Here is a 23,968-nt window from a genome sequence, read left to right on the forward strand (position 1 = left end):
TGCAGTGTTAACGTATTCGACATGATTACCGCAGTGCGCACCCATCACGCTCTGAGCGTCCCGCTCGTGGCGCGCCTGCATGTCGATCTCTGCCGCTGTATGTCCGCGGTCTGTTGCCGCAACGTCTGAACCGGCATCATGCAGCGGCGCCGCCCCTGACGCGGGCGCCGCACCCCCGTCCCCCTGTTCGACCGCACGACCGTACGTCTCTCCCTCGTACGTCCCGATGCGTCACATCTGGAGTGTGTCCGTGTCCGCGAATCCCGCGCCCACCGCCGAGACCGAAGCCGGCAAGCCGTCCGGTTCCGGCTTCCGCCTGCCCAGAATCCCGTTCTGGATACAGATAGTCGCCGGTCTGGTCCTCGGTGTCCTGCTCGGCTGGATCACCCGCAGCTACGAGATCGGCTGGCTCTACACCACGCTGGACCAGGTCGGCCACATCTTCGTCCAGCTGCTGAAGCTGGCCGTCGCACCCCTCGTCTTCTTCGCGATCCTGGTGTCGATCACCAACCTGCGCAAGGTCAACAACGCCGCCAGGCTGGCCACCCGCACCCTGCTCTGGTTCATGATCACGTCGCTGATCGCGGTCGCCATCGGCCTCGCGATCGGTCTGATCACCAACCCGGGCTCCGGTACCGGCCTCACCCCGAAGGACGGCGCCAAGCCCGAGAGCGCCGGCTCCTGGCTGGACTTCCTCACCGGCATCATCCCGACGGACGTCATCACGCCGTTCACCGAGCTGAACGTCCTCCAGATCGTCTTCATGGCCGCCGTCGCCGGTATCGCCGCGCTCCAGCTCGGCGAGAAGGCCAAGCCGATCCTCTCCCTCAGCGAGTCGATCCTGGAGCTCCTCCAGAAGGCCCTGTGGTGGGTCATCCGCCTCGCCCCGATCGGCACCGTCGGCCTCATCGGCTACGCCATCGCCGACTACGGCTGGGACCTGATCGGCAAGTACGCCACCTTCACCGCGGACGTCTACATCGGCTGCGCCCTGGTGATGTTCGGCGTCTACCCGCTGTTGCTCGCCACGGTCGCCAAGGTCAGCCCGCTGCAGTTCTTCAAGGGCGCCTGGCCCGCGATCCAGCTGGCCTTCGTCTCCCGCTCCTCGGTCGGCACCATGCCGGTCACCCAGCAGGTCACGGAGCGCCTGGGCGTCCCGAAGGAGTACGCCTCCTTCGCCGTGCCGTTCGGTGCCACGACCAAGATGGACGGCTGCGCCGCGATCTACCCCGCGCTGGCGGCGATCTTCATCGCGCAGATCTTCGACGTCCAGCTGGGCATCGGTGACTACATCCTGATCGCGTTCGTCTCGGTCATCGGCTCGGCGGCCACCGCCGGCCTCACCGGCGCCACGGTCATGCTGACCCTCACCCTGTCGACGCTGGGCCTCCCGCTGGAGGGCGTGGGCCTGCTCCTCGCCATCGACCCGATCCTGGACATGATGCGCACCGCCACGAACGTGGCGGGACAGGCTCTGATCCCGGTGATCGTCGCGGCCCGCGAGAAGATCCTCGACCACGACGCGTACAACTCGGCGTCGGCCTCCCCGGTCGAGGAGCCCGAGGCGCACGACGTGGAGCCGAAGGGCGTTCCCGTCACGGCGTGACCCGCACGCGCACGAGCGCCCCCGGACCTCTGTGTCCGGGGGCGCTCCTGTGTGCGACGGGGCCGTCAGCGGGTCTGGAAGACGACCTCGGGGTTGCCGGGTGTGGGGCCGTCCAGCAGGCGCTGGTGCCGTCCGCGCAGGTGCTGGTCGAGGAAGGCGCCGACGTAGTCACGGGTGATCCGGACCTGACGGTCGGTGGAGAGCGTGACCGAGGGGTCCAGCGTCACACCCATCCGGTCCTCCAGGACGGGTACGTCCGTGAAGCTGGAGTGGCCGGATCCCGCGACGCCGATCCAGCGCTTCCAGCCGTCCAGCCGCTGATAGCCCTCGTCCCAGGACTCGTCCTCGCCACCGGGGGTGTGGAAGGACGTGGTGCCCAGCATCATGAAGGGGCGCTCGCCGAGACCGGACGCGGGAACGCGCTCCTGGAACCTGCCGTCCATGTTGATCCCCGCGTCGAAGCGCGGGTCTTCGAGCATCGCGGAGGCGGCGGCGCTGCCCCCGATGGAATGGCCGGCCACGGCGACCCGGCGCGGGTCGATCATGCGGGAGCTCTTCCAGGCGGGACGGTGGCCGGTCAGCCGGTCCAGCACGAAGGAGAGGTCGGCGGACCGTCCGGTGGAGACGAGCCTGCCCAGCTCCTCCCGGGCTTCATCGGATGGCGCGGACTCCATCTTCTCGCAGGCCACGCAGGTCAGTACCCGGCCGTCGGGCAGTTCGGTCCCGAATGCCTCGTAGGCATGATCGACACTCGCCACCACGTAACCGCGGCTCGCCAGGTCCTCCGCGAGCGAGGTCATCGTCGCCCGGGGGTTGCCGAATCCGGGGGAGAGCAGCACCAGGGGGAAGCGCCCAGGGGCTGTCCGGGCGCCGGTGCGGGCGTGGGTGCCCAGCCCGCTCAACGCCGACGGTGGCACGGTGCCTTCCAGCCCGGTGTTCGCCAGCACCATCCGGGCTTCTCCGATGGTCATGTACGGGGCGGTACTACCCGGCCGGCCATGGCGGGCCGGGTAGTACAGGGAGACCATCAGCTCGCGGTCCCCGGCCTCGGGCACCCAGGGGTCGGGGCGGTCGTGGTCGGTGAGGTTCAGGACCTCTGTGCCGACGGCGTACGGGCCGGTCGGGCGGGGCAGTTCGTCGACCGTGGCGGTGGCGGACGCGGTGGCGGTGGCGGTGGCGGACGCGGCCTGCGCGGGCGCCGGGCCGGATAACGCCTGGGCGGTGGCGACGGGCGTGGCCAGCAGGAGCGTGGCTGCGAGGACGGCGACGGCCGTCCGTCTGCGGAGTCTCATCGTCATGCCAGGGACACTAGGCGGCGGGCTTGGGCGGAGGCATCGGCCCGCGGGCTGATCCCGTGGGCCACCACAGGTGTACGCGGTGCTGCCCCGGAGGTATGTGGACGACTACCGGCCATCGTGGCCGGGCCGTGTTCCGTCCGTACGACGGCGGGCGGGGCCGCGCCGTAGTCTTACCGAGGAGTAGCGCAGTGGGGGCGGGAGGGATGTCTGACGTGAGTGCAGTGAAGAGCAAACGGATGCCGCGCGCGGTGCGTGAGCAGCAGATGATGGACGCGGCCGTGCGGACATTCGCGCAGCGCGGGTACCGGGCCGCCTCGATGGACGAGATCGCGGAACTGGCCGGTGTGTCCAAGCCCTTGGTCTATCTGTACCTCAATTCCAAGGAGGAGCTCTTCACCGCGTGCATCCGCCGCGAGTCGAAAGCGCTGGTGGAGGCCGTGCAGGCCGCGGTGGAGCCGGGGATTCCGGCTGACCGGCAACTGTGGTCGGGACTGCGGGGGTTCTTCACGCACACCGCGGAGAACCCGGACGGCTGGGCGGTGCTCCACCAGCAGGCGAGCTCGCACGGGGAGCCGTTCGTCAGCGAGGTGGGGGCGCTGCGTGAGGAGATCGTTGCGTTCGTGACGGGTCTGATCGGCGCGGCGGCACGTGAGGCGCACAGCGATCCCGCGCTGCCCGACCGGGATGTGGCGGGGCTCGCGCAGGCGCTGGTGGGGGCGGCGGAGGCGCTCGCCGGCTGGGCGAACGCCACTCCCGGCGTCTCCGCCAAGGAGGCCGCCTCCACCCTGATGAACTTCTCGTGGGCGGGCCTGGAGAACCTCATGCACGGGCGCGGCTGGCAGTCCCGGGGGACCGAGCGGTAGTTCCTCAGCCCTCCCGGACCACGGTGCCGGTGAGGTGGACGCGGCTGGCGCCGCGCACCTGGAAGGCGGTGCCGTCGGCGGCGTACGTGACGGTGGAGGGCAGCAGGACGGGCGCCTTGAAGTCCGCCCGCACGGACCGGATCCGGCCCGGCCCGCGTGAGCCGCTCCCGCCCTCGGCCTCCGCCAGGCAGCGGGCGACGGTCCACATGCCGTGCGCGATGTGCCGGGGGAAGCCGAAGAGCCGTGCTGTCACGGGGTGGAGATGGATGGGGTTCCGGTCGCCCGAAGCGGCCCCGTACCGCCGCCCGAGGTCGGCGGGCAGCTGCCATTCGGCCACGGCGGGCGGTTCCGGGGGCGAGGCCTGGGAAGAGGGCGGGGGTGCCTCCGCTCCGGTCGCGTGCCGGGACAGGTAGCCGCTGCGTGACTCCCAGGCGAGTGCGCCGGCGAGGCGCGCCTCGGTGACCATCGTGACCTCCGTGCCGCGCCGGTGCGGCGTGAGGCCGTCGGCGTACACGGTGAGTTCGAGCTGGTCCGTCGGCTGCAGCACCCGGTGTGCGGTGATCTCGATCCAGGTGTGGACCAGTCCGAGCACCGGCAGGGGGAAGTCGCGGCCCGTCATCAGCCGCATGGCCAGGGGGAAGCCCAGGACGTGCGGGTAGGTGAGCGGCAGCGGGCCCGATTCGGCGAAGCCGCAGATCCTGCTGTACGCGGCGAGGGGGCCGGGGGCGATGCGTCCGTGCGGGATCACCTCACGGGCCGGCGGCAGGGTGGCGCCGGGGCGCCCGGCCCGCTTGAAGGGTGAGGTGACGGCTCCGCGGACGAGCGAGAGGCTCAGGCCGGTCATCGCGTCACGCCCCCAGCAGGCTCTGGCCGCAGACCCGTACGACCTGGCCGTTGACCGCTCCGGACGCGGGCTGGGCAAACCAGGCGGTGGTCTCCGCGACATCCACCGGAAGGCCGCCCTGGGACAGGGAGTTCATCCGGCGCCCGGCCTCCCGGATGAAGAGGGGCACGGCGGCCGTCATCTTCGTCTCGATGAAGCCCGGCGCGACGGCGTTGACGGTGATGCCGTGCTCGGCGGCGGCTCGCGGCGCCAGGGAGCGGACCAGGCCGATGATTCCGGCCTTGCTGGCCGCGTAGTTGGTCTGGCCGTTGTTGCCCGCGATGCCGGCGATGGACGCGGTGGCGACGATCCGGCCGCCGCGGCGCAGGGTGCCCGACCCGATGAGGGCGTCCGTGGTGCGCAGGACGCTGTCGAGGTTGACGTCGATGACCGAGGCCCAGCGGTCGGCCGGCATGTTGGCGAGCCTGCGGTCCCGGGTGATGCCCGCGTTGTGGACGAGGATGTCGAGGCCGCCGGGGACGGCCGCGGCGATCAGGTCGGCGGCATCCGGTGCGGTGATGTCCAGCGGCAGGGCGGTGGCGCCGAGGCGGTCCGCGGTGCGGACGAGCTCCTCCTGGGCCTGCGGGACGTCCAGGCAGATCACCTGGGCGCCGTCCCGGGCGAGGACGGAGGCGACGGACGCGCCGATGCCGCGCGCCGAGCCGGTGACCAGCGCGGTGCGCCCGGACAGCGGCGCCGCCCAGTCGGCGACCTCGCCGGGCGCGTCGGCGGTGAGTTCGACGACCTGGCCGCTGACGTAGGCGGAGCGGGGGGAGAGCAGGAAGCGGAGGGTGGACTCGGCGGAGGCGGCGTCCGCCCCGGGCGCGAGCCGCAGCAGCTGCGCCGTGGCGCCCCGGCCGATCTCCTTGCCGAGCGAGCGTACGAACCCTTCGAGGGCCTGCTGGGCCGCCGCCTGGTGGTGGTCGTCGGGGGACGGCGTGGTGCCGAGGACGACGACGCGGCCGCCGCCGGCCAGCGATCGGACGACGGGGTGGAGAGCGGCGTGTACATCGGCGAGTCCCGCGGCCGTGGTGACGCCGGTGGCGTCCAGGACGACGGCGGCCGGGCGTCCGGCCCGGTCGGTGACCTTCAGGCCGGTCGCGGCGAGTACCGGGCCGAGCGTGCCGGAGTGGGCGGAGCTACCTGCGGTGAGGTGGAGCAACGGCCCGTCGAGTGACGGGGTTTCCAGTGTCCAGCGGCGCAGCGGGGCGGGCTGTGGCAGGCCGAGCCTGCGGGTCAGGAAGCGGCCGGGGCCCGTGCCGGTGAAGTGCAGATAGCGGTCGGCCATTGTCTGGACTCCTGCTCGGTCGTAGATTTACTCCGGAGTAAGGTTACTCAAGGGTCAGGAGTTGTCGAGATGAGCTGGTCGAGTTGATTCCCCTCGCACTTCCGCAGCCGCGCCGGGTCGCGGTCATCGGTGGCAGTCGTATCCCGTTCGCACGCTCCGACGGTCCGTACGCGAGGGCGTCGAACCAGGACATGCTGACCGCCGCGCTGGACGGACTGGTCGAGCGCTTCGGCCTGCGAGGACAGCAGGTCGGCGAGTTCGTCGCCGGCGCGGTTCTCAAGCACAGCCGTGACTTCAACCTGGCCCGCGAGACGGTCCTGGGCTCCGCCCTGGACCCGCGCACGCCCGCGTACGACATCCAGCAGGCGTGCGGCACCGGTCTGCAGGCCGTCGTCGCCGTGGCCAACAAGATCGCGCTCGGTGCGGTCGACTCGGCGATCGCGGGCGGCGCCGACACCACCAGCGACGCACCCCTCGGGGTCAACGACCGGCTCCGCAGGATCCTGCTGGAGGCGCGCCGGGCCAAGTCCACGGGCGCCAGGATCAAGGCGCTCGCAGCCGTACGCCCCGGGCACCTCGTCCCGGACATCCCGCGCAACGCCGAGCCCCGCACCGGCCTTTCGATGGGCGAGCACGCGGCGGTCACCGCCCGGAAGTGGGGGGTGGCCCGCCAGGACCAGGACCTGCTGGCCGCCACCAGCCACCAGCGGCTCGCCGCGGCGTACGAACGCGGCTTCCTGGACGACCTCGTCGTCCCGTATCTCGGCCTGGACCGCGACCAGAACCTGCGCCCCGGCTCCACGGTGGAGAAACTCGCCACGCTGAAGCCGGTGTTCGGCGCGGACCACCCCGACGCGACGATGACCGCGGGCAATTCGACCCCGCTGACCGACGGCGCGGCCACCGTGCTGCTGGCGAGCGAGGAGTGGGCCGAGACGCGCGGCCTGGAACCGCTGGCGTATCTGTCGCTGTACGAGACGGCCGCCGTGGACTACGTGAACGGCGAGGACGGGCTGCTGATGGCGCCCGCGTACGCCGTGCCGCGCATGCTGGAGCGTGCCGGGCTCACCATGGAGGACTTCGACCTCTTCGAGATCCACGAGGCCTTCGCCTCCCAGGTGCTCGCCACCCTGGCGTCCTGGGAGCAGCAGGGGCTCGCGCCCGTCGACAGGGACAAGCTGAATGTGGTCGGATCGTCCCTCGCCACCGGCCACCCGTTCGCCGCGACCGGTGCCCGGATCGTGGCGACCCTGGCCAAGCTCCTCGGTGAGCGCAACGCGCCCGGCCGGGGCCTGATCTCGATCTGCGCGGCGGGCGGCCAGGGGGTCACCGCCGTCCTGGAACGCCCCTGACCGCAACCGCAGCCCCCTCAGCCGCTATCCGTACGTGAACGACCCCGCGCACCCACAGCCGCCTCGGCGCCGGACCCCACCGACGGGGGCCCGGCGCCGGAACCCATGTCGAGGAGCCGCTCGTGACCACGCCCGCCCCCGCCGCCGTACCCGCCGCGTCCCCCGTTCCGGTCCTGGTCGAACCGACCAAGGTCAGGGCGGCCGACGGATCCGTACGGGAAGTGTCCGTGCCGCCGCTCGCGCCGGCCGTGCGACGTGGCTCGCTCGCCGAGATCCCCTTCGACAACGCCCGGGAGGCCCCGTCCGAGGCGGTCCTCAGCCGCAAGCAGGCGGACGACAGCTGGCAGGACGTGACCGCCGCCGAGTTCGCCGCCGAGGTCCTGGCCGTCGCCAAGGGCCTGGTGGCGGAGGGCCTGCAGAGCGGTGACCGGGTCGCGATCATGGCCCGTACGACCTACGAGTGGACGCTGCTCGACTTCGCGTCCTGGGCGGCCGGGCTGGTCACCGTGCCCATCTACCCCACCTCGTCGGCCTTCCAGACGCGCTGGATCCTCCAGGACTCCGGGGCCGTCGCCTGCGCCGTGGAGACGAAGGAGCAGGGCCGGCTGGTCAGCCAGGAGCGGCAGCAGCTCGGGGACCTCGCCCATCTGTGGCAGTTCGACACGGGCGCGATCGGCCGGCTGAAGACGCTGGGCAAGGACGTACCCGACGCGGCCGTCACCGCCCGGCGGAGCGCCCTGGAACCCGACAGCCCCGCCACCCTCATCTACACCTCCGGCACCACGGGCCGGCCCAAGGGCTGCGTCCTGACCCACGGGAACTTCTTCGCCGAGGTCGACAACGCCATCGAGCTGCTCCACCCGGTCTTCAAGTCGGTCTCCAAGTACCCCGCGTCCACCCTCCTGTTCCTTCCGCTCTCGCATGTCTTCGGCCGGATGGTCGCGATCGGCTGCATGCGCGCACGGGTACGGCTCGGGCACGCGCCGTCCATCCGGACCGAGGACCTGCTCGCGGACCTGGCCGGATTCAAGCCGTCGTTCCTGCTGGCCATCCCGTACGTCCTGGAGAAGGTCTTCAACACCGGCCGGGCCACCGCCGAGAAGATGGGCCGCGCCTCGTCCTTCGACCGTGCGGCCCGGATCGCGCGGCGTTACGGCGAGGCGGTCGAGGCCGCCGAACACGGCACGGGCCCCGGCCCCGGCCTGGGACTCCGCGCCGCCCGCGCCCTCTACGACCCGCTGGTCTACCGGCGCATCCGGGCCGCGCTGGGCGGCCACGTCCGGTACGCGATCTGCGGCGGCTCCCCGCTGGGACGCAGGCTCGCCGCGTTCTACGCGGGGGCCGGCATGCAGATCTTCGAGGGCTACGGCCTGACCGAGACCACCGCCGCCGCCACGGTCACCCCGCCGCTCAAGCCCCGCCTGGGCACGGTGGGATGGCCGCTGCCGGGCACCGCCGTGCGCATCGCGGACGACGGAGAGGTGCTGCTCGGCGGGGGCCAGGTCTTCCAGGGCTACTGGGACACCGAGCGCGGCGAGGCCACGCCGCGTCTGGAGGACGGCTGGTTCGCGACAGGTGACCTTGGGGCTCTGGACGAGGACGGCTACCTCACGATCACCGGCCGCAAGAAGGACATCATCATCACGTCCGGCGGCAAGAACGTCACCCCCGCCCCGCTGGAGGACTGGCTGCGCGCCCACCCGCTGGTCAGCCAGTGCATGGTCGTGGGGGACAACCGGCCGTTCATCAGCGCCCTGATCACCCTGGAGCCGGACGGTCTCGCGCACTGGCGCCGGATGCGGAAGAAGGAAAACATCCCCCTGCGCGAGCTCGTCGAGGACGAGGAGCTGCGCGCGGCGCTGCAGCGCGCGGTGGACGAGGCCAACCGTCTGGTCTCGCGCGCGGAGTCCATCCGTAAGTTCACGGTCCTGCCCAAGGACTTCACCGAGGAGAGCGGTCACCTCACGCCGTCGCTGAAGCTGAAGCGCGACGCGATCATCCGGGACTTCGACGCGGAGATCGAGGAGCTGTACCGCAAGCAGTAGCGAGGCCGTTCCGCTTCGCCGAAGACGCTTCCGGGGTCAAGCGACGGGGAGGGCTGTCCTGGTCCCACGGACCGGAACACCCGCGGAGCGGAGGCATCATGGCGGTGCTCAAGGGCAGGACGGCTGTCGTCACCGGCGGTTCACGAGGCATCGGGCGGGCCGTCCTGCGCCTCGCGCGGGACGGGGCCGACGTGGTCTTCAACTACGCGCGGAACCAGGAGGCCGCGGACGAGGTCGTGCGGCCGGCGGAGCGGGAGGAAGGCACCGCCACCTCTCTCCGGCTGGACCTCGCCGCGCCCGCCGCCGGCCGGATCGTGAGCGTGCCCACTCCGAACACCGTCTTCCCCGTCCCCGGGAGCGCCCCGTACGCCGCGAGCAAGGGCGCCATCGAGCAGCACACCCCAGGGCCTGGAGAGGGCGGTCGCGATGGCCTCGCTGGGACGCCTGGGGGAGTCGGGCGCGTGGCGGACGTCATCGCCCTTCTCGCCGGCCCGGGAGGGCCCCGGGTCACCGGCCGGAACATCCGCGCCGACGGGGGCGTCCTGCAGGGCCCAGACACGCGACGGACAAATTTTGAATCATCACAAAAAGGACAGGGGTGCGATTCCCGTACACCTGTACGCCCACGTGTGGGTCATTGAATGCAAGGTCATGTTCATCTGAAGCTTTCGATGTGTGCGGTCAATTGCCGCCAGGGCGTGGGTAATCAAGGGTGAGACGTCGGAGTCTCATCCTCCGGATATGGAAATCGCAGCGCATAGCGTCCTCTCCATGACAGAGCTGGACGCGCGGCCACAGGCCGGAGACACGGTACGGGGAACCGCCCCGGCCGACGGCGGCGTACGCGACAAGGGGCTCGGCGGGAACTCCGTCGGCCTGATGGGCAGTGCCGTGCTCGGTATCTCCACCGTCGCCCCGGTGTACTGCCTGACCTCCACCCTCGGCTCCACCGCCGGTGAGGTCGGCGTGCAGATGCCCGCCGTGTTCCTGGCCGGGTTCCTCCCGATGCTGCTGGTCGCCTTCGCGTACCGGGAGCTCAACAAGGCCGTGCCGGACTGCGGCACCTCGTTCACCTGGACGGTGAAGGCCTTCGGGCCGCGACTGGGCTGGATGTGCGGCTGGGGCCTGGTGATCGCCACGATCATCGTCCTGTCGAACCTCGCGGGCGTCGCCACCTCCTACTTCTGGCTGCTGGCCGGCGAGATCACCGGCAGCGGCCCGGTGGCCGCCCTGGACGACAGCAAGCCGGTCCACATCCTCACGTGCCTCCTCCTCATCGCTGTGGCGACGGCGATCAGCTACCGGGGGATGACGGCCACCAAGGGCCTCCAGTACACCCTCGTGGCCCTCCAGCTCGTGGTCCTCGCGGTGTTCGTCGCGATGGCCGTGCAGAAGGCGGCCGACGGCGACTTCACCGCGACCTCGACGCACTTCTCCTGGTCCTGGCTGAACCCGTTCGCCGTCCAGTCCTTCGGCGCCTTCACCGCGGGGCTGTCCCTCTCCATCTTCATGTTCTGGGGCTGGGACACCTGTCTCACCGCCAACGAGGAGACCACCGGAGCTGAGAAGACGCCCGGCCGCGCCGCACTCATCGCGATGGTCGTCCTGGTCGGCTCCTACCTCGCCACCGGCATCGCCGCCCAGATGGCCGTCGGCACCGGCGGCTCGGGTCTTGGCCTCGCGAACCCGGACACCTCCGACAACGTCTTCGCCGCCCTGGCCGGCCCGGTCATGGGCCCCGGCCTCGGCATCCTGCTCTTCGTCGCGGTGCTGGCCTCGGCCGCCGCGAGCCTGCAGACCACGTTCATCCCGGTGGCGCGCACGGTCCTGGCGATGGCGGCGTACGAGGCCCTGCCCGCCTCGTACGCCAAGGTCCACCCCCGCTTCCGTACGCCCGGCAGGGCCACGGTCGTCGCGGGTGTCGCGACCGGGGTGTTCTACACGGTGATGACCCTGGTCAGCGAGCACGTCCTGGTCGACACGATCTACGCACTCGGCCTGATGATCTGCTTCTACTACGCGCTCACGGCCTTCGCCTGCGCCTGGTACTTCCGCGCCGACCTCACCCGGTCCGCCCGCGACCTCGTCTTCAAGGGCCTGTTCCCGGTCGTCGGCGGCATCCTGCTCACGGCGGTCTTCGGCAAGACGCTGTACGACATGTGGGACCCGGCGTACGGCTCCGGTTCCTCCGTGTTCGGCGTCGGCTCCGTCTTCGTCATCGGTGTCGGGCTGCTGCTGCTCGGTGTGGTGCTGATGGAGGCCATGCGGCGCCGAGGCCCGGCGTTCTTCCGGGGTGAGGTGCTGACGAAGGAGACCCCGGCGCTGGTCGTGCAGGACTGAATCACCTGGCGAGGCTCCGATTCACCCGCCGCACGGCTTACGTTGGGACAGTCACGGACGACGACGGAGGTGCCTCGCATGCGGATCGCCACAACGATCTTCCTCACCGACGAGACGATCACACCGGTCCGGCTCGCTCGCGAGCTGGAACAGCGGGGGTTCGCCGGGCTGTATCTGCCCGAGCACACCCACATCCCCGTGAGCCGGGAGACCCCGTATCCGGCAGGCGGCGAACTGCCGCCCGAATACGGCCGCACCCTCGACCCCTTCGTCGCCCTGGGACAGGCCGCCGCCGTCACCGAACGGCTTGCCCTCGGCACCGGCATCACGCTGATCGCCCAGCACGACCCCATCGACCTGGCGAAGCAGGCCGCCACGCTCGACCACCTGTCCGGCGGCCGGTTCACCCTCGGCGTCGGCTTCGGCTGGAATGTGGAGGAGGCCGCCGACCACGGTGTGGAGTGGTCGACCCGGCGCGCCCTCGGCAGCGACCGGCTGGCCCTGATGCGTGCCCTCTGGGCGGAGGAACCAACGGCGTACGAGGGTGAGTTCGGCTCCGTCCGGGCGAGCCATGCCTACCCGAAGCCGGTGCAGGCGCCGCGCGGCCCGGTGAACGGCCCGCGCACCCTCATCGGCGGGGCGGCGGGACCGAAGCTGTTCGCGCAGATCGCCCGGGACGCGGACGGCTGGCTGCCGATCGGCGGGCGTGGCCTGTCGGAGTCCGTGCCGAAGCTGCGCGCCGCCTGGGAGGGGGGCGGCCGCGACCCGGAGCAGCTCCAGGTGGTGCCCTACGCAGTCAGGCCCTCCCCGGGAAAGCTGGCGTACTACGCGGATCTCGGCATCGACGAGGTCGTCCTCCAACTGCCCCCGGCCGGGGAGGCGGAGGTGCTACGCGCTCTGGACGCCTACGCCGCCCATGTGTGAGGGAACTGTGGCCCGGAAGCCATCGGCCGTGACCTCCCGTGCAACCATCGACGCTAAAATCGCATCTATCACCTCCGGACATCGATGGTGCGGCCCGTGTGCGTGTGTGCTCGGCTGCCTGGGAGCGGGAGCACGATGAACAGGCCGTTGCGGCACATAGCCATTTTCTGCGGGCTGCTGATGCTTGCCCTGCTGATACGGACCAACTGGCTCCAGTACGCGCAGAGCGAGGAGCTGGCCACCCACGAGCACAACCGGCGGGTCAAGATCACCCAGTTCGCCACCCCGCGTGGCGACATCATCGTGGGCGGCAAGGCGGTCACGGGGTCGAAGGAGGTCGAGGGGACCGACTTCAAGTACCAGCGGACGTTCAAACAGGGTCCGATGTACGCCCCCGTCACCGGCTACGCATCCCAGGCTCAGGGCATGTCCCTCCTGGAGAACACGTACGACAGCGTCCTCAGCGGCGAGGACGAGCGCTTCGCCTTCCAGCAGGCCAAGGACATCCTCACCGGTGAGGAGCGGCGCGGCGGCAATGTGGTCACCACCATCGACCCGAAGGCACAGGAGGCGGGCTACAAGGGCCTGAGCGACCTGGACGCCCGGGGGGCGGTCGTCGCCATCGAACCGTCGACGGGCAAGGTCCTCGCCCTGGTCTCGACGCCCTCGTACGACCCCTCGGTCTTCGCCGGCAACTCCTTCAAGGAGGGCGACAAGTTCCAGGCGCTGGTCGACGACAAGGGCAAGCCGCTGGCCAACCGGCCGCTGCGCGAGACCTTCCCGCCCGGCTCCACCTTCAAGATCCTCACGGCCGCCGCGGCCCTGGAACACGGCGTCGTCACGGACGTCGACGCTCCTACCGACGCGGTCTCCCCGTACCCGCTGCCGCTGTCGTCGAGCAAGATCAGCAGTGAGGCCGGCGACGCGGTCTGCAACAAGGCGTCGATGAAGACGGCCATGCAGTACTCCTGCAACAACGTCTTCCTGGACGCCGCCCTCAAGGTGGGCGACCAGGGGATGCGCGAGACGGCCGAGAAGTTCGGCTTCAACGCGGACGTCTACTCCGAGGCCTTCGGCGACATGCTCGCCACCAAGAGCCTCTACCCCGAGAAGCTCGACAAGCCCGGCACCGCCCTCACCGGCATGGGCCAGGGCAGCCTCACGAGCACCCCGATGCAGATGGCGATGGTCACGGCGGCCCTCGCCAACGACGGCAAGCTGATGCAGCCGTACATCGTGGAGAAGCTGGACGGCCCGGACCTCTCCACGCTGGAGGAGCACGAGCCGCAGCTCAAGAGCGAGGCGGTCTCCGAGGAGACGGCGAAGAAGGTCCAGGAGATGATGGAGTTCACCGCCAAGGAGGGCAGCGCGAAGCGCGCCCTGATCGACGGTGTGACGGTGGGCGGCAAGACGGGTACGGCCCAGCGCGGCGACGACGTGAGCAAGGAAGTCCCGTACGGCTGGTTCGTCTCGTACGGCAAGAAGGCCGACGGCCAGTCCGTGGCGGTCGCTGTGTTCATCGACCCGACGGCGATGGACATCTCCCGTTCGGACATCTCCGGCGGCGGCCTGGGCGGCCCGATCGCGAAGGACGTGATGAAGGCGGTGCTGGGGAAGTAACCGGGCCCCTGTGAACCGCAGCCCCCGCCCGGTGACGCACCGGACGGGGGCTGCGGTCATCCGGCGGACCGGTCCGGCAGCTCCGCGGGCGCCGGCGCGACCGGCGGGACGGAGAACAACGGCTCGGCGTTCTCCGCGCCGCCTCCGGCCAGTCGCAGGGTCACGGCGGCGGTGAGACCGGCCAGAAGGCCCCAGGTCAGGGCGGCCGGGACGTGGCCGCCGAGGGCGCCGGTCAGGTACTGCCCGCCCCACCGCAGGCCCGAGTCCGTTCCGATCACCGCGAACTGGAACAGCTGGCTCGCCAGCAGCCCGACGACCGTCGCGCAGACCCCGCCGACCGCCGTCGCCGGCACGGTGGCCCGGGTCAGCAGGACGGGCAGCAGCCGCAGCGCCCACCACACCACGGCGAGCAGCAGCACGTCGGCGAGGCGGTACAGGAACCAGAGACCGGGGGAGCCGGCCGTCGGGGCGTTCCAGCCGCCGAGCAGCAGCCATGCGCGCAGCAGGTCGCCCGGCTCGGAGAGCAGCCCGCCGGAGAGGGAGACCGTCTGGATGGACGCCGCCACGGACTCGTAGGAGAGGACCACCAAGGAGAGGGCGACCACGGCGGTGCCGGCGGTCGCGGCCAGGCGGGCCGCCCCCACCGGAACGGCTCGCAGCGGCAGCGGGCCGGCGCCCTTGGCGGTGATCCGCGCCACGAGCACGGTGACGACCGCCGCGACGAGCGAGGCCACCACGTTGATCTGCTGCCCGGAGGAGGTCATGCTCGCCAGCTGGGGCAGGAGGCGGTAACTGCCGTGCCCGTGCGAGGCGATGAGCCACGGTGCGGAGACGGTCGCCGCCAGCATTCCGGCGACCACGCCCCAGGCCCACACCGCGAGCAGCGCGGCCGGCACCCGCCGGTTCACCGGAGGCAGCCTGCGCACGAGCACCAGCGCCCCTGCCATGAAGAAGACGAAGACCGCGGCGAACCGGATCTGCATGCCCGTCTCGTACAGCGAGAGATAGCGCTCGGGGTCGGCCGAGGCAGGGTCCGCGATGTCCCCCAGCACCCCGGTGCCGAAGCGGACCGAGTCCGGGGGATCGTACGACCATGGCGAGAGCCATTGCTGGAGATCGGCGACCACCCGGCCCCCGAGCACGTCGGTGGCGCCCTGGAGATGCAGCGCGCTCGCGCTGGCCCCCGCCCACCACAGAAGCGCCGTGAGCAGCACCCCTCCGGCCAGTACCGGTATCGCCGCGCGCCCGTATCTCATGTGCTGCCCCCCGCTTGTCCGTTCACCCCGTGGATCCCCCTGACCGGAGGGAGATTACGGGCCGGCGATCACGTCCGGATCACGTCGGGGACATCGCTCGCCCGGGCGACGTGCCCGTCCGGGCGGATGAGCGCGGTGTGCACGGTGGACCAGGCGGGGCGGGTGCAGGGCCGGGACGCGGCACGGGTGAGGGCTCCGGGCATCGGCGCGGGGGTGCCGGCGAAGCCGAGGAGGACGTATCGGCCGGAGTGGAGGGCAGTGAACAGGTCGGTGCCGTCGGCGAGTTCGAGGTTGGGTGCGCGGCGGCCCGTCAAGGGGTGGCCGGGCTGGTCGAGGGGCGCGGGGTAGGCGACGTTCAGCGCCGAGAGCCGTTCGGCCAGGTTCCGGGAGAACTCGGGGACGGTGGCGATGAGTTCGCTGAGCAGGGCGCGCAGGTCCTCGCCCTCGGCCGAGCGGGCGTTCATCAGCGCCGTCTGCGCCCGGGTGCCGGTCAGCAGGTCGGCGCCCACCGGGTGGCGTTCGGTGTGGTAGCTGTCCAGGAGGCCGTCCGGGGCCGTGCCCGCCAGGGTCGTGGCCAGCTTCCAGCCGAGGTTCGTCGCGTCCTGGAGGCCGACGTTGAGGCCGACGCCTCCGGCCGGGTAGTGCATGTGCGCGGCGTCGCCCGCGAGCAGGACGCGGCCCTTGCGGTAGGAGGCGGCCTGGCGGGTGGCGTTGCCGAACCGGGAGAGCCAGCTCGGGTCGCGCATCCCGAAGTCGGTGCCGGCGATCCGGTTCACCTTGGCGCGGAGGGCGTCCAGGGTCAGTTCGCCCGGGTGGTCCGGACCGTTGCTGTCCGGGTCGCCGCCGACGATCCGGTGGACGCCCTCCGGCATCGGGACGACCATGACGCCACCGGCCGGACCCGACGCGGCGTACACCGCACCCTCCGGTGGGGCGTCCAGGACGACGTCGCCGAGCCAGCCCCACGTCGTGGCGTCGGTGCCGGGGAACGCGATGCCGGCGGCCTCGCGCACGGTGCTCCGGGTGCCGTCGCAGCCGACGGCGTACGCGGCGCGCAGGGTGTACGGGCCCTCGGGGCCGGTGGTGTTCAGGGTCACCCCGTCCTCGTCCTGGGTGAGGCCGGTCACCCGGTGCCCGCGCCGGATGTCGGCACCTGCCGCCAGGGCGTGTTCCTCCAGCAGCTCCTCGGTGCGGGCCTGCGGCAGGGCGAGCGTGAAGGGGTACGGGGTGTCCAGGACGCTGAAGTCCATCCGGTCGTCCAGGCCGCCGAAGTGCCCGCTGGGGATACGCCGCCCTTCGGCGAGGAAGGGGTCGACGGCACCCCGGAAGGCCAGGATTTCCAGCGTGCGGGGGTGGAGGGTGAGGGCCTTCGAGTGGGGGTCGCGCTCGTGCCTGGCTTCCAGGACGGTGACGGGCGTCCCGGTCAGGCGCAGTTCGGCGGCCAGCCACAGGCCGGTGGGCCCGCCTCCCGCGATGACGACGTGTTCCATGGGGCGGCTCCTCATGCTCTTGGTCAGTGACCAATGAAATGTGTGCCCAGTAGACTAGGTCGGTGACCAAGAAGCAAGCGGAGAACCCCGCGCCCACCCGGCTCGGCCCTGACGCGGTGGTGCGGGCGGGGCTGGAGCTGCTGGACGAGAAGGGCGCGGACGGGCTCTCGATCCGGGGCATCGCGGACCAGCTCGGCGTACGGATGAACACCGTGCTCTGGCACGCCAAGACCAAGGCGCGGCTGCTGGAGCTGATGGCGGACGCGATCCTGGCCGAGGTGCCCGTGGAAGGGCTGCCCGGCCCCTGGGAACCCCGCGTCCGCGAGCTGTTCCACCGCTATCGCCGGGCTCTGCTCGCCCACCGGGACGGAGCCAGGATCGTGGCCGGCACGTACGCCGCCGAGCCCGCCACGCTCCGTTTCGCCGAGCTGACGGTCGAGGCGCTGCTGGCCGGCGGACTGCGGGAGCGGGAGGCGGTCTGGACGGCCTGGACCCTGGTCTACTTCACCCTCGGGCTGGCCCAGGAGGAGCAGGCGCTGCCGGACGCGAGGGGCCCGGCGTTCGCCCGACGGCTGGACGCGGGGGAGTACCCGTCACTCTCCCGGGCCGCCGAGCACTTCGAGGACGCCTCCTTCGACGCGCGCTTCGACTACGGGATCTCCCGCATCCTCCGGGTGTGAGGCGAGAGGGCATGCGAAGGGCCGGACCCTCCACCCCTGATGGAGAGCCCGGCCCGGTTTCGCGGGGATCTGAGCGGTGGCGCCGGTGTCAGGACCGGGTCAGCGCTTGATCTCCTTGATCTTGAGCATCCGCGTGATGACCTTGTCGAGCTCGTCGTCCTTGAAGACGTTCTTCCAGTCGTCGCGGACGATCGACTCCCGCCCGTAGTCCATCGCGATCAGGCACGCGTCGGAGAACGGGTTCGAGCCCTTGAGCGTGTTGGCCAGCGCGACCTGGGTGTGGCCGAGCAGCATCGCGCGGGCCGCCTTCTCCGGGACGCCCACCGTGTGGACCGTCTCGTGGAGGGCTTCTGTCAGCAGGGCGCCGACCATGCAGGCGATCGTCTCGACGAGGGTCGGCTCCAGGACCGCGAGCTGCTTGACCGTCACCCAGTGCACCTCGACGACCGGGGCGTACATCGTGGAGATGACGGCCTCGGCCAGCTCCTGGGCCGCCGGGTCGGCGGCCTCGGCGGCGGGCTCGAAGGAGGCGACGACCTCCTGCGGGGCGGCGATGCCACCGAAGGTGTCCGCCCACTCCTCCTTCGTCGTGCGCTCCAGGAACACCGACGGGTGGCAGGGGTGCGCCACGGCGTTGTGCACGTCCGCGCGACGGGTCAGCAGACCGGCGTACGCGGCGGCCGGGTCCAGGGTCAGCAGGATCGCGCCGGGCTTCATGACCGGGACGAGCTGCTCGGAGACCGTGCCGAGGACGACATCCGGGACGGCGAGGATCACGACGTCGGCCTGTGCGGCGGCGTCGGCGCTGTCCGTGAGCTCGCGGCCGAGCTCACGGATCAGCTCCTGGCCCTTGGGGGAGTTCTCGGCGAAGAGGGTGGTGAAGTCGCTCTTGACCAGGTTGTTCGAGACGCGCTGGCCCATCTTGCCCGCGGCCCCGATGACGGCGACGGTCCTGGATCCGGTGGCCATTACTTGCTCCTCAGAAGGGTGTTGATGCTGTGCCGGGTCCACCGGTCCTCCAGGCGGGCGGTTTCCTCGAAACCGCCCTGCCAGGGGAGCCAGTGCTCCACGATCTGGTTGATGCCACGCTCGTCGGGACCGACCTCGCGGATCATGTGGTCGTAGTCGAGGAGGCCTTCGCCGAGAAGGCAGCCGGCGAAGGTGAAGCCGACCCAGCCGTCCCGGCGGGAGAACGAGAAGTCCTTGACGTGGATGTTCACCACGTACGGGGCGGTGGCGTCGACGACGTCCACCGGGCGCTCCAGCCGGGCGACGCTGTTGCCCGGGTCGAGGACGACGCCGAGGTTCGGGCTGTCCACACCGCGTACGACGGCCAGCAGGTCCTCGGTGGAGACCTGTTCGTAGGTCTCCAGGCCCAGCGTGACGCCTGCCGCCGCATAGGCGGGGACGGCTTCGCGCAGGAGCGTCGTGGCCTCAGCGACGGACGGCCGGTGGTCCGCCGTGTTCAGCATGGAGCGGACCAGGGTGACGCCCAGGCGCCGAGCGATGCGGAGGTAGGCGGAGAGGTGCTCCGTGCGTACGCCCCTGGTGCCCAGCTCCAGCGTGATGCCGTGTCCGGCGGCGGTGGCGCGCAGGGCGTCGAGCTGGTCGTCGTCGTACGACTCGATCAGCGGGTAGTCGCAGATCTGGAAGACCTCGCCGCCCAGCTCCCGGGTCTGCGCGAGCATCTCCTGGAGGGTGAGGGGGCGGGGGGCCCTGTCCGATATGCGCCAGAAGAAGGCGTAGGTGCTCAGGCCGTACACGCGGCGGCCCCTTCCCGCGCCTCGTCGAGGATGCGTTCCACCGCGGCCGGGTCGTGGGCGAAGCGGCCGAGGAACAGGCCGTCGACGCACGGGCCCAGCTCGGTCAGCAGGCCCGGGCCCGCGCTGCCGCCGTAGATCACGCGGCTGCCGGACAGGGAGGGCTGGGTGGCGAGCCAGGCCGTGAGGGCCTCGCAGACCGTGCGGATGTGCTCGGGCGAGGCGGGCCGGGGGGCGCCGATGGCCCACTGCGGTTCGTACGCGAGGACGACCGGGGCGAGGGGGCCGTCGTGGGCCGCCGTGGCCAGGACGCGTTCGGCCTCGGCGACCGTGCGGGCGGCCGCCTCGGCGGGGGACACCTGGTCGAGTTCGCCGACGCAGAGCACCGGGGTCAGCCCGTTGCGCAGGGCGGCGGCCGTTTTGGCGGCGACGACCGTGTCGCCCTCGCCGAAGAGCCGGCGGCGCTCGGCGTGCCCGACCTCGGCGTAGCGGGCGCCGATCTCGTGCAGGTGCGCGCCGCTGACCTCGCCGGTGTACGGACCGGAGTCCTCGGTCGCCAGGTCCTGCGCCCCGGTCCGCACCTGGGTGCCGGCGACGATGCCGGTGACCGGGACGAGTGCGGGGAAGGCGGGCAGCACGAAAAGCTCGGCCGTGCCGTCGGTGACGGCCGGGTGCCGGGCGGCCAGATCCGCGATGCTGCGGGCCCAGTTGAGGGTCTCGTGGTGGCCGAAGTACATCTTCAGGCTCACCCCGATCGTGACCTGGGGGCGGTTCCGCGCGGGCATCAGGCTGCGGCTTCCTGCTTGTTCTCGTAGTCGTCCATCAGCGCGACCTTGGCGGCCGACGCCGACGCCTCGTCGAAGCGGTACGTCAGCCACTCGGAGGCCAGCCGGCGGGCCAGCTCCAGACCGACGACGCGCTGGCCGAAGGTGAGGACCTGGGCGTTGTTGGAGAGCACCGCGCGCTCGACGGAGAAGGAGTCGTGGGCGGTGACGGCCCGGATCCCCCTGACCTTGTTGGCGGCGATGGCCACGCCGAGGCCCGTGCCGCAGACCAGCAGGGCGCGGTCGGCCTCGCCGCGGGCGACCATCTCGGCCGCGGCGATGGCGACCTTCGGGTAGGCGGTGTGCCCGTCGGCGTCGACACCGACATCGGTGACGGCTTCGACGAGGCCGCTGGCCTCCAGGTCCTTCCTGAGGGCTTCCTTGTACGCGTAGCCGGCGTCGTCGGAGCCGACGACGACGCGGAGCTTCCCGGACGGCTTCTCGGACCGCTTCTCGGACATCAGTGGTTCTCCAGGGTGGGTACGAACACGTCGTGCACGGCACGGACGATCAGGGCGAGCGAGTGGGCTCCGGCGTCCGGGGTGCCGAGGCTCTTCCCGGCGTGCGGGCGGGCGCGGCCCATCCGGGGGAGCAGGTCCGCCGTGGCCTCGGCGGCGGCGGACGCGGAGTGGGCGGCCGTGTCCCAGGCGGTGGCCAGGGGCTGTCCCGCCTCGGTGGCGGCCGTGAGCGCGTAGGAGAAGGGGACGAGGACGTCGACCATGGTCTTGTCGCCGACCTCCGCCTTCCCCAGCTCCATCACGCCGGCCGTGGCCCGGGCGACCCCGGTGGCGACGAGGGGGGCCGTGGGCCGCTCGGTGTCGCCGAGGGTGCTGCCGAGCGCCCGGAGCATGCAGCCCCACAGGGCACCGGAGGTGCCGCCGGCCCGGTCCGCCCAGGCATCGGCGGCCCGGTGCAGAAGCGTTTCTGCACCGGCGCCGAGCGCTACGGCGCGGGCGGCCGCCTCGTACGCCCCGGTGGAGCCGCGCTGCATGCCGATGCCGTGGTCGCCGTCCCCGGCGACCGCGTCGATCCGGCCGAGCTCCTCGGCGTGGACGTCGACGGTCTCCTTGAGGACGCGCAGGGCGGTGAGGGCCGTGCGGGCCGCCTCGCGGGAGGCGTCGGTGGCGGACGGGACGGTCTCCTCGGCCGTCTCCGCCGACGGGCCGGGTGCGAACAGGTCCGCCGCCTCGACGGAGCCCTTGCGGTAGGCGGGGGCGTCGGCCGGGGCCGTCCACAGGGGCTCCAGCTCGTCGGTGAGCCAGCACAGGGTGAGCGAGACACCGGCCATGTCGAAGCTGGTGACCAGCTCGCCGACCTCGGGGTCGACGGTCTCCACACCGGCCTCGGCGAGGAGTTGGGCGACCCGGCGGTAGACGACGAACAGCTCCTCGTACTTCACCGAGCCGAGACCGTTGAGGATCACCGCCGCACGCTCGCCGCGTGGGGATCCGACGCCTTCGGGAAGCTCGCCGAGGACGGTGGCGACCAGCAGTTCGGCCGCCTCGTCGGCGGTCGGTACGGGCTGCTCGCCCATGCCGGGTTCGCCGTGGATGCCCAGCCCGACGGCCATCCGGCCCTCGGGGACGCTGAACAGGGGGTGGTCGGCGCCCGGCAGGGTGCAGCCGGAGAACGCGACACCGAAGGACCGGGTACGGGCGTTCGCCAGCTCGGCGATCCTGGTGACCTCGTCCAGCGGCAGTCCCGCCTCGGCCGCGGCCGAGGCCGCCTTGAAGACGACCAGGTCCCCGGCGACACCACGGCGCTTGTGCGCCTCGTCGGGCGAGGCGCTGGACATGTCGTCCGTGACGCCCAGCGTGCGGGTGGGGACGCCCTCCGCGGTGAGCCGGGCTGCGGCCTGGCCGAAGTGCAGGACGTCGCCCGCGTAGTTCCCGTACGCGAGGAGGACGCCGCCGCCGGTCTCGGCGGCCCGCGCGACCTGGCGCACCTGGTGGGCGGAGGGGGAGGCGAAGACGTTGCCGACCGCCGCGCCGTGGGCGAGGCCCTGGCCGACAAGACCGGAGAAGGCCGGGTAGTGGCCGGAGCCGCCGCCCACCACCACGGCGACCTGGCCGGGGGCGGTACGGGTGGCCCGGACCACGCCGCCGGGGACCTGGCGGACCCTGCGGGGGTGTGCGGCGACGAAGCCTTCGAGTGCCTCGTCGGCGAAGGCGGCGGGGTCGTTGGACAGGCGGGTCATCAGCGGACCTCTGCGAGGGGCCGGCCCTGGTTCGCGCCCCGGCCGTTCGACCGGTTGGCGAGCCACAGCATCAGCGCGGCGGACATGAGCATGAAGGCCCCGACGAGGAACAGCGGCAGGTGGTAACCACCGCTGAAGTCCTTCAGCCAGCCGGTGACATAGCCGGCGGCGAAGCCGGCCACGTTGCCCGCGGTGTTGATCAGGGCGATACCGGCCGCGGCTGTCGCGCCGGTCAGGAACTGTGAGGGGACGGACCAGAAGACCGGCAGCGCGGCGAAGATCGCACAGGCGGTGACGGTGATGACGGCGACCGTGGCGGCCGGTGAGCCCATGTAGAGGGCGACGGGGATCGAGATCCCGCCGACCACGGCCGGACCCGCGATGTGCCAGGTGTGGACGCCGTGCCTGGTGGCGTGGCGGGACCAGAAGTAGAGGACGATCGCGGCCGGGAGATACGGGATGGCGGTGATCAGGGCCTTGTCCATCACGCTGAACGTCGTGCCGAACTGCTCCTGGAAGCCGTTGATGATTGTCGGCAGGAAGAAGGCGAGTGCGTACAGGCCGTAGATGAAGCCGAAGTAGATGAGGGCGAGTGTCCAGACGCGGCTGTTGGTGAAGGCGGCCTTCAGGGCCTCCTTGCCGTGATTGGTCTTCTCGTCCGCGCCGGTCTTGCCGGCGTTCTCGGCGGCGAGCTCATCGGTGAGCCAGTCCCGCTCCTCGGAGGTCAGCCACTTCGCGTCGGCAGGCTTGTCGATCAGGTAGAACCAGGCGATGACACCCAGCAGGATCGCCGGGATGGACACGCCGAGGAACATCACGCGCCAGCCCTCGAGGCCGAAGAGCCCGTGCTGGTTGATGAACCACCCGGCCAGCGGGGCGCCGATGACGGTGGTCAGGGGCTGCGCCAGGTAGAAGAGGCCGAGCACCTTCGTACGGTGCCGGGAGGGCACCCACTGGCTGAGGAAGAGGATCGCGCCGGGGAAGAAGCCCGCCTCGGCGACACCGAGCAGGAAGCGGAGCGTGTAGAGCTGTTCGCTGTTCTGCACCCAGGTGAAGAGGAGGGCGACGACGCCCCAGCTCACCATGATCCTGGCCAGCCAGCGCCGGGCGCCGAACTTGTGCAGCGCCATGTTGCTGGGCACTTCGAGAATGATGTAACCGATGAAGAAGACGCCGGAGGCGAAGCCGAACTGCGCCGCGGTGAGGGCGAGGTCCTGCCCCATGCCGTTGGGCTCGGCGAACGAGACGGCCGTCCGGTCCAGGTAGTTCACGAAGAACATCAGGGCCACGAAGGGGACGAGCCGGACCGAGACCTTCTTGATCGCTGATCTCTCGATCGCTGAATGCGCTGTGGCGCCCATGGAGACTCCTCGCTTGCGGACCGCTTTGTCCGATTCCGTGTCTACTCCGGCAGGCGAAGGCGAACCGTGGAAGGTTGTGTTTCCGGCCGGTGAACAACTCCAAGCTAGCCCTGGATCCTAAATTGGTCACCAATTTACCAAAGTGACGTAGGTCGCTCCCCTGAGCTCTTCTCCTGGCCCG

General features: G+C 71.3%; 19 protein-coding genes and 1 pseudogene. 9 read left to right on the top strand and 11 right to left on the bottom strand.

Features of this window, described 5'->3' with window-relative positions; translation table 11 throughout:
• Window positions 1-250: 250 nt before the first annotated feature.
• Window positions 251-1,606: a dicarboxylate/amino acid:cation symporter gene (locus ACIQM3_RS32660; RefSeq protein ID WP_401630793.1), complete on the top strand. Its 1,356-nt coding sequence runs from the start codon at window positions 251-253 to the stop codon at window positions 1,604-1,606.
• 65 nt (window positions 1,607-1,671) lie between these two features.
• On the opposite strand, the gene ACIQM3_RS32665 is transcribed toward ACIQM3_RS32660, so the two are convergent.
• Window positions 1,672-2,904 (bottom strand): alpha/beta hydrolase family protein, encoded by a 1,233-nt coding sequence (locus ACIQM3_RS32665; RefSeq protein ID WP_401630795.1) that lies wholly within the window; start codon window positions 2,902-2,904, stop codon window positions 1,672-1,674.
• 236 nt (window positions 2,905-3,140) lie between these two features.
• Here ACIQM3_RS32665 and ACIQM3_RS32670 point away from each other — a divergent pair, with 236 nt between their 5' ends.
• Window positions 3,141-3,767, top strand: a complete 627-nt coding sequence (locus ACIQM3_RS32670) for a TetR/AcrR family transcriptional regulator (protein ID WP_401631252.1) — start codon at window positions 3,141-3,143, stop codon at window positions 3,765-3,767.
• A gap of 4 nt (window positions 3,768-3,771) precedes the next feature.
• Here ACIQM3_RS32670 and ACIQM3_RS32675 read toward each other — a convergent pair whose 3' ends face one another.
• Together ACIQM3_RS32675 and ACIQM3_RS32680 are read right to left on the bottom strand one after the other, a co-directional pair.
• Window positions 3,772-4,611 (bottom strand): MaoC family dehydratase, encoded by an 840-nt coding sequence (locus tag ACIQM3_RS32675; RefSeq protein WP_401630797.1) that lies wholly within the window; start codon window positions 4,609-4,611, stop codon window positions 3,772-3,774.
• 4 nt (window positions 4,612-4,615) lie between these two features.
• Window positions 4,616-5,938: a 3-oxoacyl-ACP reductase gene (locus ACIQM3_RS32680; protein ID WP_401630799.1), complete on the bottom strand. Its 1,323-nt coding sequence runs from the start codon at window positions 5,936-5,938 to the stop codon at window positions 4,616-4,618.
• 74 nt (window positions 5,939-6,012) lie between these two features.
• Between ACIQM3_RS32680 and ACIQM3_RS32685 the strand changes: the two genes are divergently transcribed.
• From ACIQM3_RS32685 to ACIQM3_RS32710, 6 genes and pseudogenes are all read left to right on the top strand, one after another.
• A complete protein-coding gene (locus ACIQM3_RS32685; RefSeq protein ID WP_401631254.1) occupies window positions 6,013-7,290 on the top strand; it encodes an acetyl-CoA C-acetyltransferase in 1,278 nt (425 codons plus the stop codon).
• Window positions 7,291-7,412: 122 nt separating this feature from the next.
• Window positions 7,413-9,335 carry an AMP-dependent synthetase/ligase gene (locus ACIQM3_RS32690; protein WP_401630800.1) on the top strand — a complete coding sequence of 641 codons (1,923 nt, stop codon included), beginning with the start codon at window positions 7,413-7,415 and terminating at the stop codon, window positions 9,333-9,335.
• Window positions 9,336-9,433: 98 nt separating this feature from the next.
• Window positions 9,434-9,877, top strand: a pseudogene (locus tag ACIQM3_RS32695) (SDR family NAD(P)-dependent oxidoreductase); the annotation flags it as partial.
• Between the two features lie 229 nt (window positions 9,878-10,106).
• Window positions 10,107-11,675, top strand: a complete 1,569-nt coding sequence (locus ACIQM3_RS32700; RefSeq protein WP_401630802.1) for an APC family permease — start codon at window positions 10,107-10,109, stop codon at window positions 11,673-11,675.
• Between the two features lie 78 nt (window positions 11,676-11,753).
• Entirely contained in the window at window positions 11,754-12,599 is an 846-nt protein-coding gene (locus ACIQM3_RS32705; RefSeq protein ID WP_401630804.1) for an LLM class F420-dependent oxidoreductase, read from the top strand.
• 135 nt (window positions 12,600-12,734) lie between these two features.
• A complete protein-coding gene (locus tag ACIQM3_RS32710) occupies window positions 12,735-14,219 on the top strand; it encodes a peptidoglycan D,D-transpeptidase FtsI family protein (RefSeq protein ID WP_401630806.1) in 1,485 nt (494 codons plus the stop codon).
• A 56-nt stretch (window positions 14,220-14,275) separates the two neighbouring features.
• Here the strand turns inward: ACIQM3_RS32710 and ACIQM3_RS32715 are convergent, their stop codons facing one another.
• Window positions 14,276-15,475 (bottom strand): hypothetical protein, encoded by a 1,200-nt coding sequence (locus tag ACIQM3_RS32715; protein WP_401630808.1) that lies wholly within the window; start codon window positions 15,473-15,475, stop codon window positions 14,276-14,278.
• Window positions 15,476-15,543: 68 nt separating this feature from the next.
• A complete protein-coding gene (locus ACIQM3_RS32720; protein ID WP_401630810.1) occupies window positions 15,544-16,965 on the bottom strand; it encodes an FAD-dependent monooxygenase in 1,422 nt (473 codons plus the stop codon).
• 62 nt (window positions 16,966-17,027) lie between these two features.
• Here ACIQM3_RS32720 and ACIQM3_RS32725 point away from each other — a divergent pair, with 62 nt between their 5' ends.
• Entirely contained in the window at window positions 17,028-17,645 is a 618-nt protein-coding gene (locus tag ACIQM3_RS32725) for a TetR/AcrR family transcriptional regulator C-terminal domain-containing protein (protein WP_401630812.1), read from the top strand.
• A gap of 99 nt (window positions 17,646-17,744) precedes the next feature.
• Here ACIQM3_RS32725 and ACIQM3_RS32730 read toward each other — a convergent pair whose 3' ends face one another.
• Genes ACIQM3_RS32730 through ACIQM3_RS32755 form a run of 6 tightly spaced genes read right to left on the bottom strand, consistent with a single transcriptional unit; the run spans window position 17,745 to window position 23,787 of the window.
• Window positions 17,745-18,614, bottom strand: coding sequence for a phosphogluconate dehydrogenase C-terminal domain-containing protein (locus ACIQM3_RS32730; RefSeq protein WP_401630814.1), 870 nt, complete (start codon window positions 18,612-18,614; stop codon window positions 17,745-17,747).
• Window positions 18,614-19,408 carry a sugar phosphate isomerase/epimerase family protein gene (locus ACIQM3_RS32735; RefSeq protein ID WP_401630816.1) on the bottom strand — a complete coding sequence of 265 codons (795 nt, stop codon included), beginning with the start codon at window positions 19,406-19,408 and terminating at the stop codon, window positions 18,614-18,616. The genes ACIQM3_RS32730 and ACIQM3_RS32735 overlap by 1 nt, the downstream gene beginning before the upstream one ends.
• Window positions 19,396-20,190: a triose-phosphate isomerase family protein gene (locus ACIQM3_RS32740; RefSeq protein ID WP_401630818.1), complete on the bottom strand. Its 795-nt coding sequence runs from the start codon at window positions 20,188-20,190 to the stop codon at window positions 19,396-19,398. Before ACIQM3_RS32740 ends, ACIQM3_RS32735 begins: the two co-directional genes overlap by 13 nt.
• Window positions 20,190-20,690, bottom strand: coding sequence for a ribose-5-phosphate isomerase (locus tag ACIQM3_RS32745; RefSeq protein WP_401630820.1), 501 nt, complete (start codon window positions 20,688-20,690; stop codon window positions 20,190-20,192). The genes ACIQM3_RS32740 and ACIQM3_RS32745 overlap by 1 nt, the downstream gene beginning before the upstream one ends.
• On the bottom strand, window positions 20,690-22,426 hold the full coding sequence (locus ACIQM3_RS32750; RefSeq protein ID WP_401630822.1) for a dihydroxyacetone kinase family protein: 1,737 nt from the start codon (window positions 22,424-22,426) through the stop codon (window positions 20,690-20,692). Before ACIQM3_RS32750 ends, ACIQM3_RS32745 begins: the two co-directional genes overlap by 1 nt.
• A complete protein-coding gene (locus ACIQM3_RS32755) occupies window positions 22,426-23,787 on the bottom strand; it encodes an MFS transporter (RefSeq protein WP_401630824.1) in 1,362 nt (453 codons plus the stop codon). The genes ACIQM3_RS32750 and ACIQM3_RS32755 overlap by 1 nt, the downstream gene beginning before the upstream one ends.
• Window positions 23,788-23,968 lie beyond the last annotated feature (181 nt).

Origin of the sequence: Streptomyces sp. NPDC091271, from assembly GCF_044757505.1 — a bacterium.
Taxonomy (GTDB): domain Bacteria; phylum Actinomycetota; class Actinomycetes; order Streptomycetales; family Streptomycetaceae; genus Streptomyces.

Excerpts from the sequence above, each read along its gene's own strand:
- ACIQM3_RS32745 (WP_401630820.1), bottom strand. The coding sequence starts at position 20,690 with ATGTCCGAGAAGCGGTCCGAGAAGCCGTCCGGGAAGCTCCGCGTCGTC.
- ACIQM3_RS32665 (WP_401630795.1), bottom strand. The coding sequence starts at position 2,904 with ATGACGATGAGACTCCGCAGACGGACGGCCGTCGCCGTCCTCGCAGCC.
- ACIQM3_RS32715 (WP_401630808.1), bottom strand. The coding sequence starts at position 15,475 with ATGAGATACGGGCGCGCGGCGATACCGGTACTGGCCGGAGGGGTGCTG.
- ACIQM3_RS32750 (WP_401630822.1), bottom strand. The coding sequence starts at position 22,426 with ATGACCCGCCTGTCCAACGACCCCGCCGCCTTCGCCGACGAGGCACTC.
- ACIQM3_RS32710 (WP_401630806.1), top strand. The coding sequence starts at position 12,735 with ATGAACAGGCCGTTGCGGCACATAGCCATTTTCTGCGGGCTGCTGATG.
- ACIQM3_RS32730 (WP_401630814.1), bottom strand. The coding sequence starts at position 18,614 with ATGGCCACCGGATCCAGGACCGTCGCCGTCATCGGGGCCGCGGGCAAG.
- ACIQM3_RS32700 (WP_401630802.1), top strand. The coding sequence starts at position 10,107 with ATGACAGAGCTGGACGCGCGGCCACAGGCCGGAGACACGGTACGGGGA.
- ACIQM3_RS32670 (WP_401631252.1), top strand. The coding sequence starts at position 3,141 with ATGCCGCGCGCGGTGCGTGAGCAGCAGATGATGGACGCGGCCGTGCGG.
- ACIQM3_RS32720 (WP_401630810.1), bottom strand. The coding sequence starts at position 16,965 with ATGGAACACGTCGTCATCGCGGGAGGCGGGCCCACCGGCCTGTGGCTG.
- ACIQM3_RS32740 (WP_401630818.1), bottom strand. The coding sequence starts at position 20,190 with ATGCCCGCGCGGAACCGCCCCCAGGTCACGATCGGGGTGAGCCTGAAG.
- ACIQM3_RS32680 (WP_401630799.1), bottom strand. The coding sequence starts at position 5,938 with ATGGCCGACCGCTATCTGCACTTCACCGGCACGGGCCCCGGCCGCTTC.
- ACIQM3_RS32705 (WP_401630804.1), top strand. The coding sequence starts at position 11,754 with ATGCGGATCGCCACAACGATCTTCCTCACCGACGAGACGATCACACCG.
- ACIQM3_RS32755 (WP_401630824.1), bottom strand. The coding sequence starts at position 23,787 with ATGGGCGCCACAGCGCATTCAGCGATCGAGAGATCAGCGATCAAGAAG.
- ACIQM3_RS32675 (WP_401630797.1), bottom strand. The coding sequence starts at position 4,611 with ATGACCGGCCTGAGCCTCTCGCTCGTCCGCGGAGCCGTCACCTCACCC.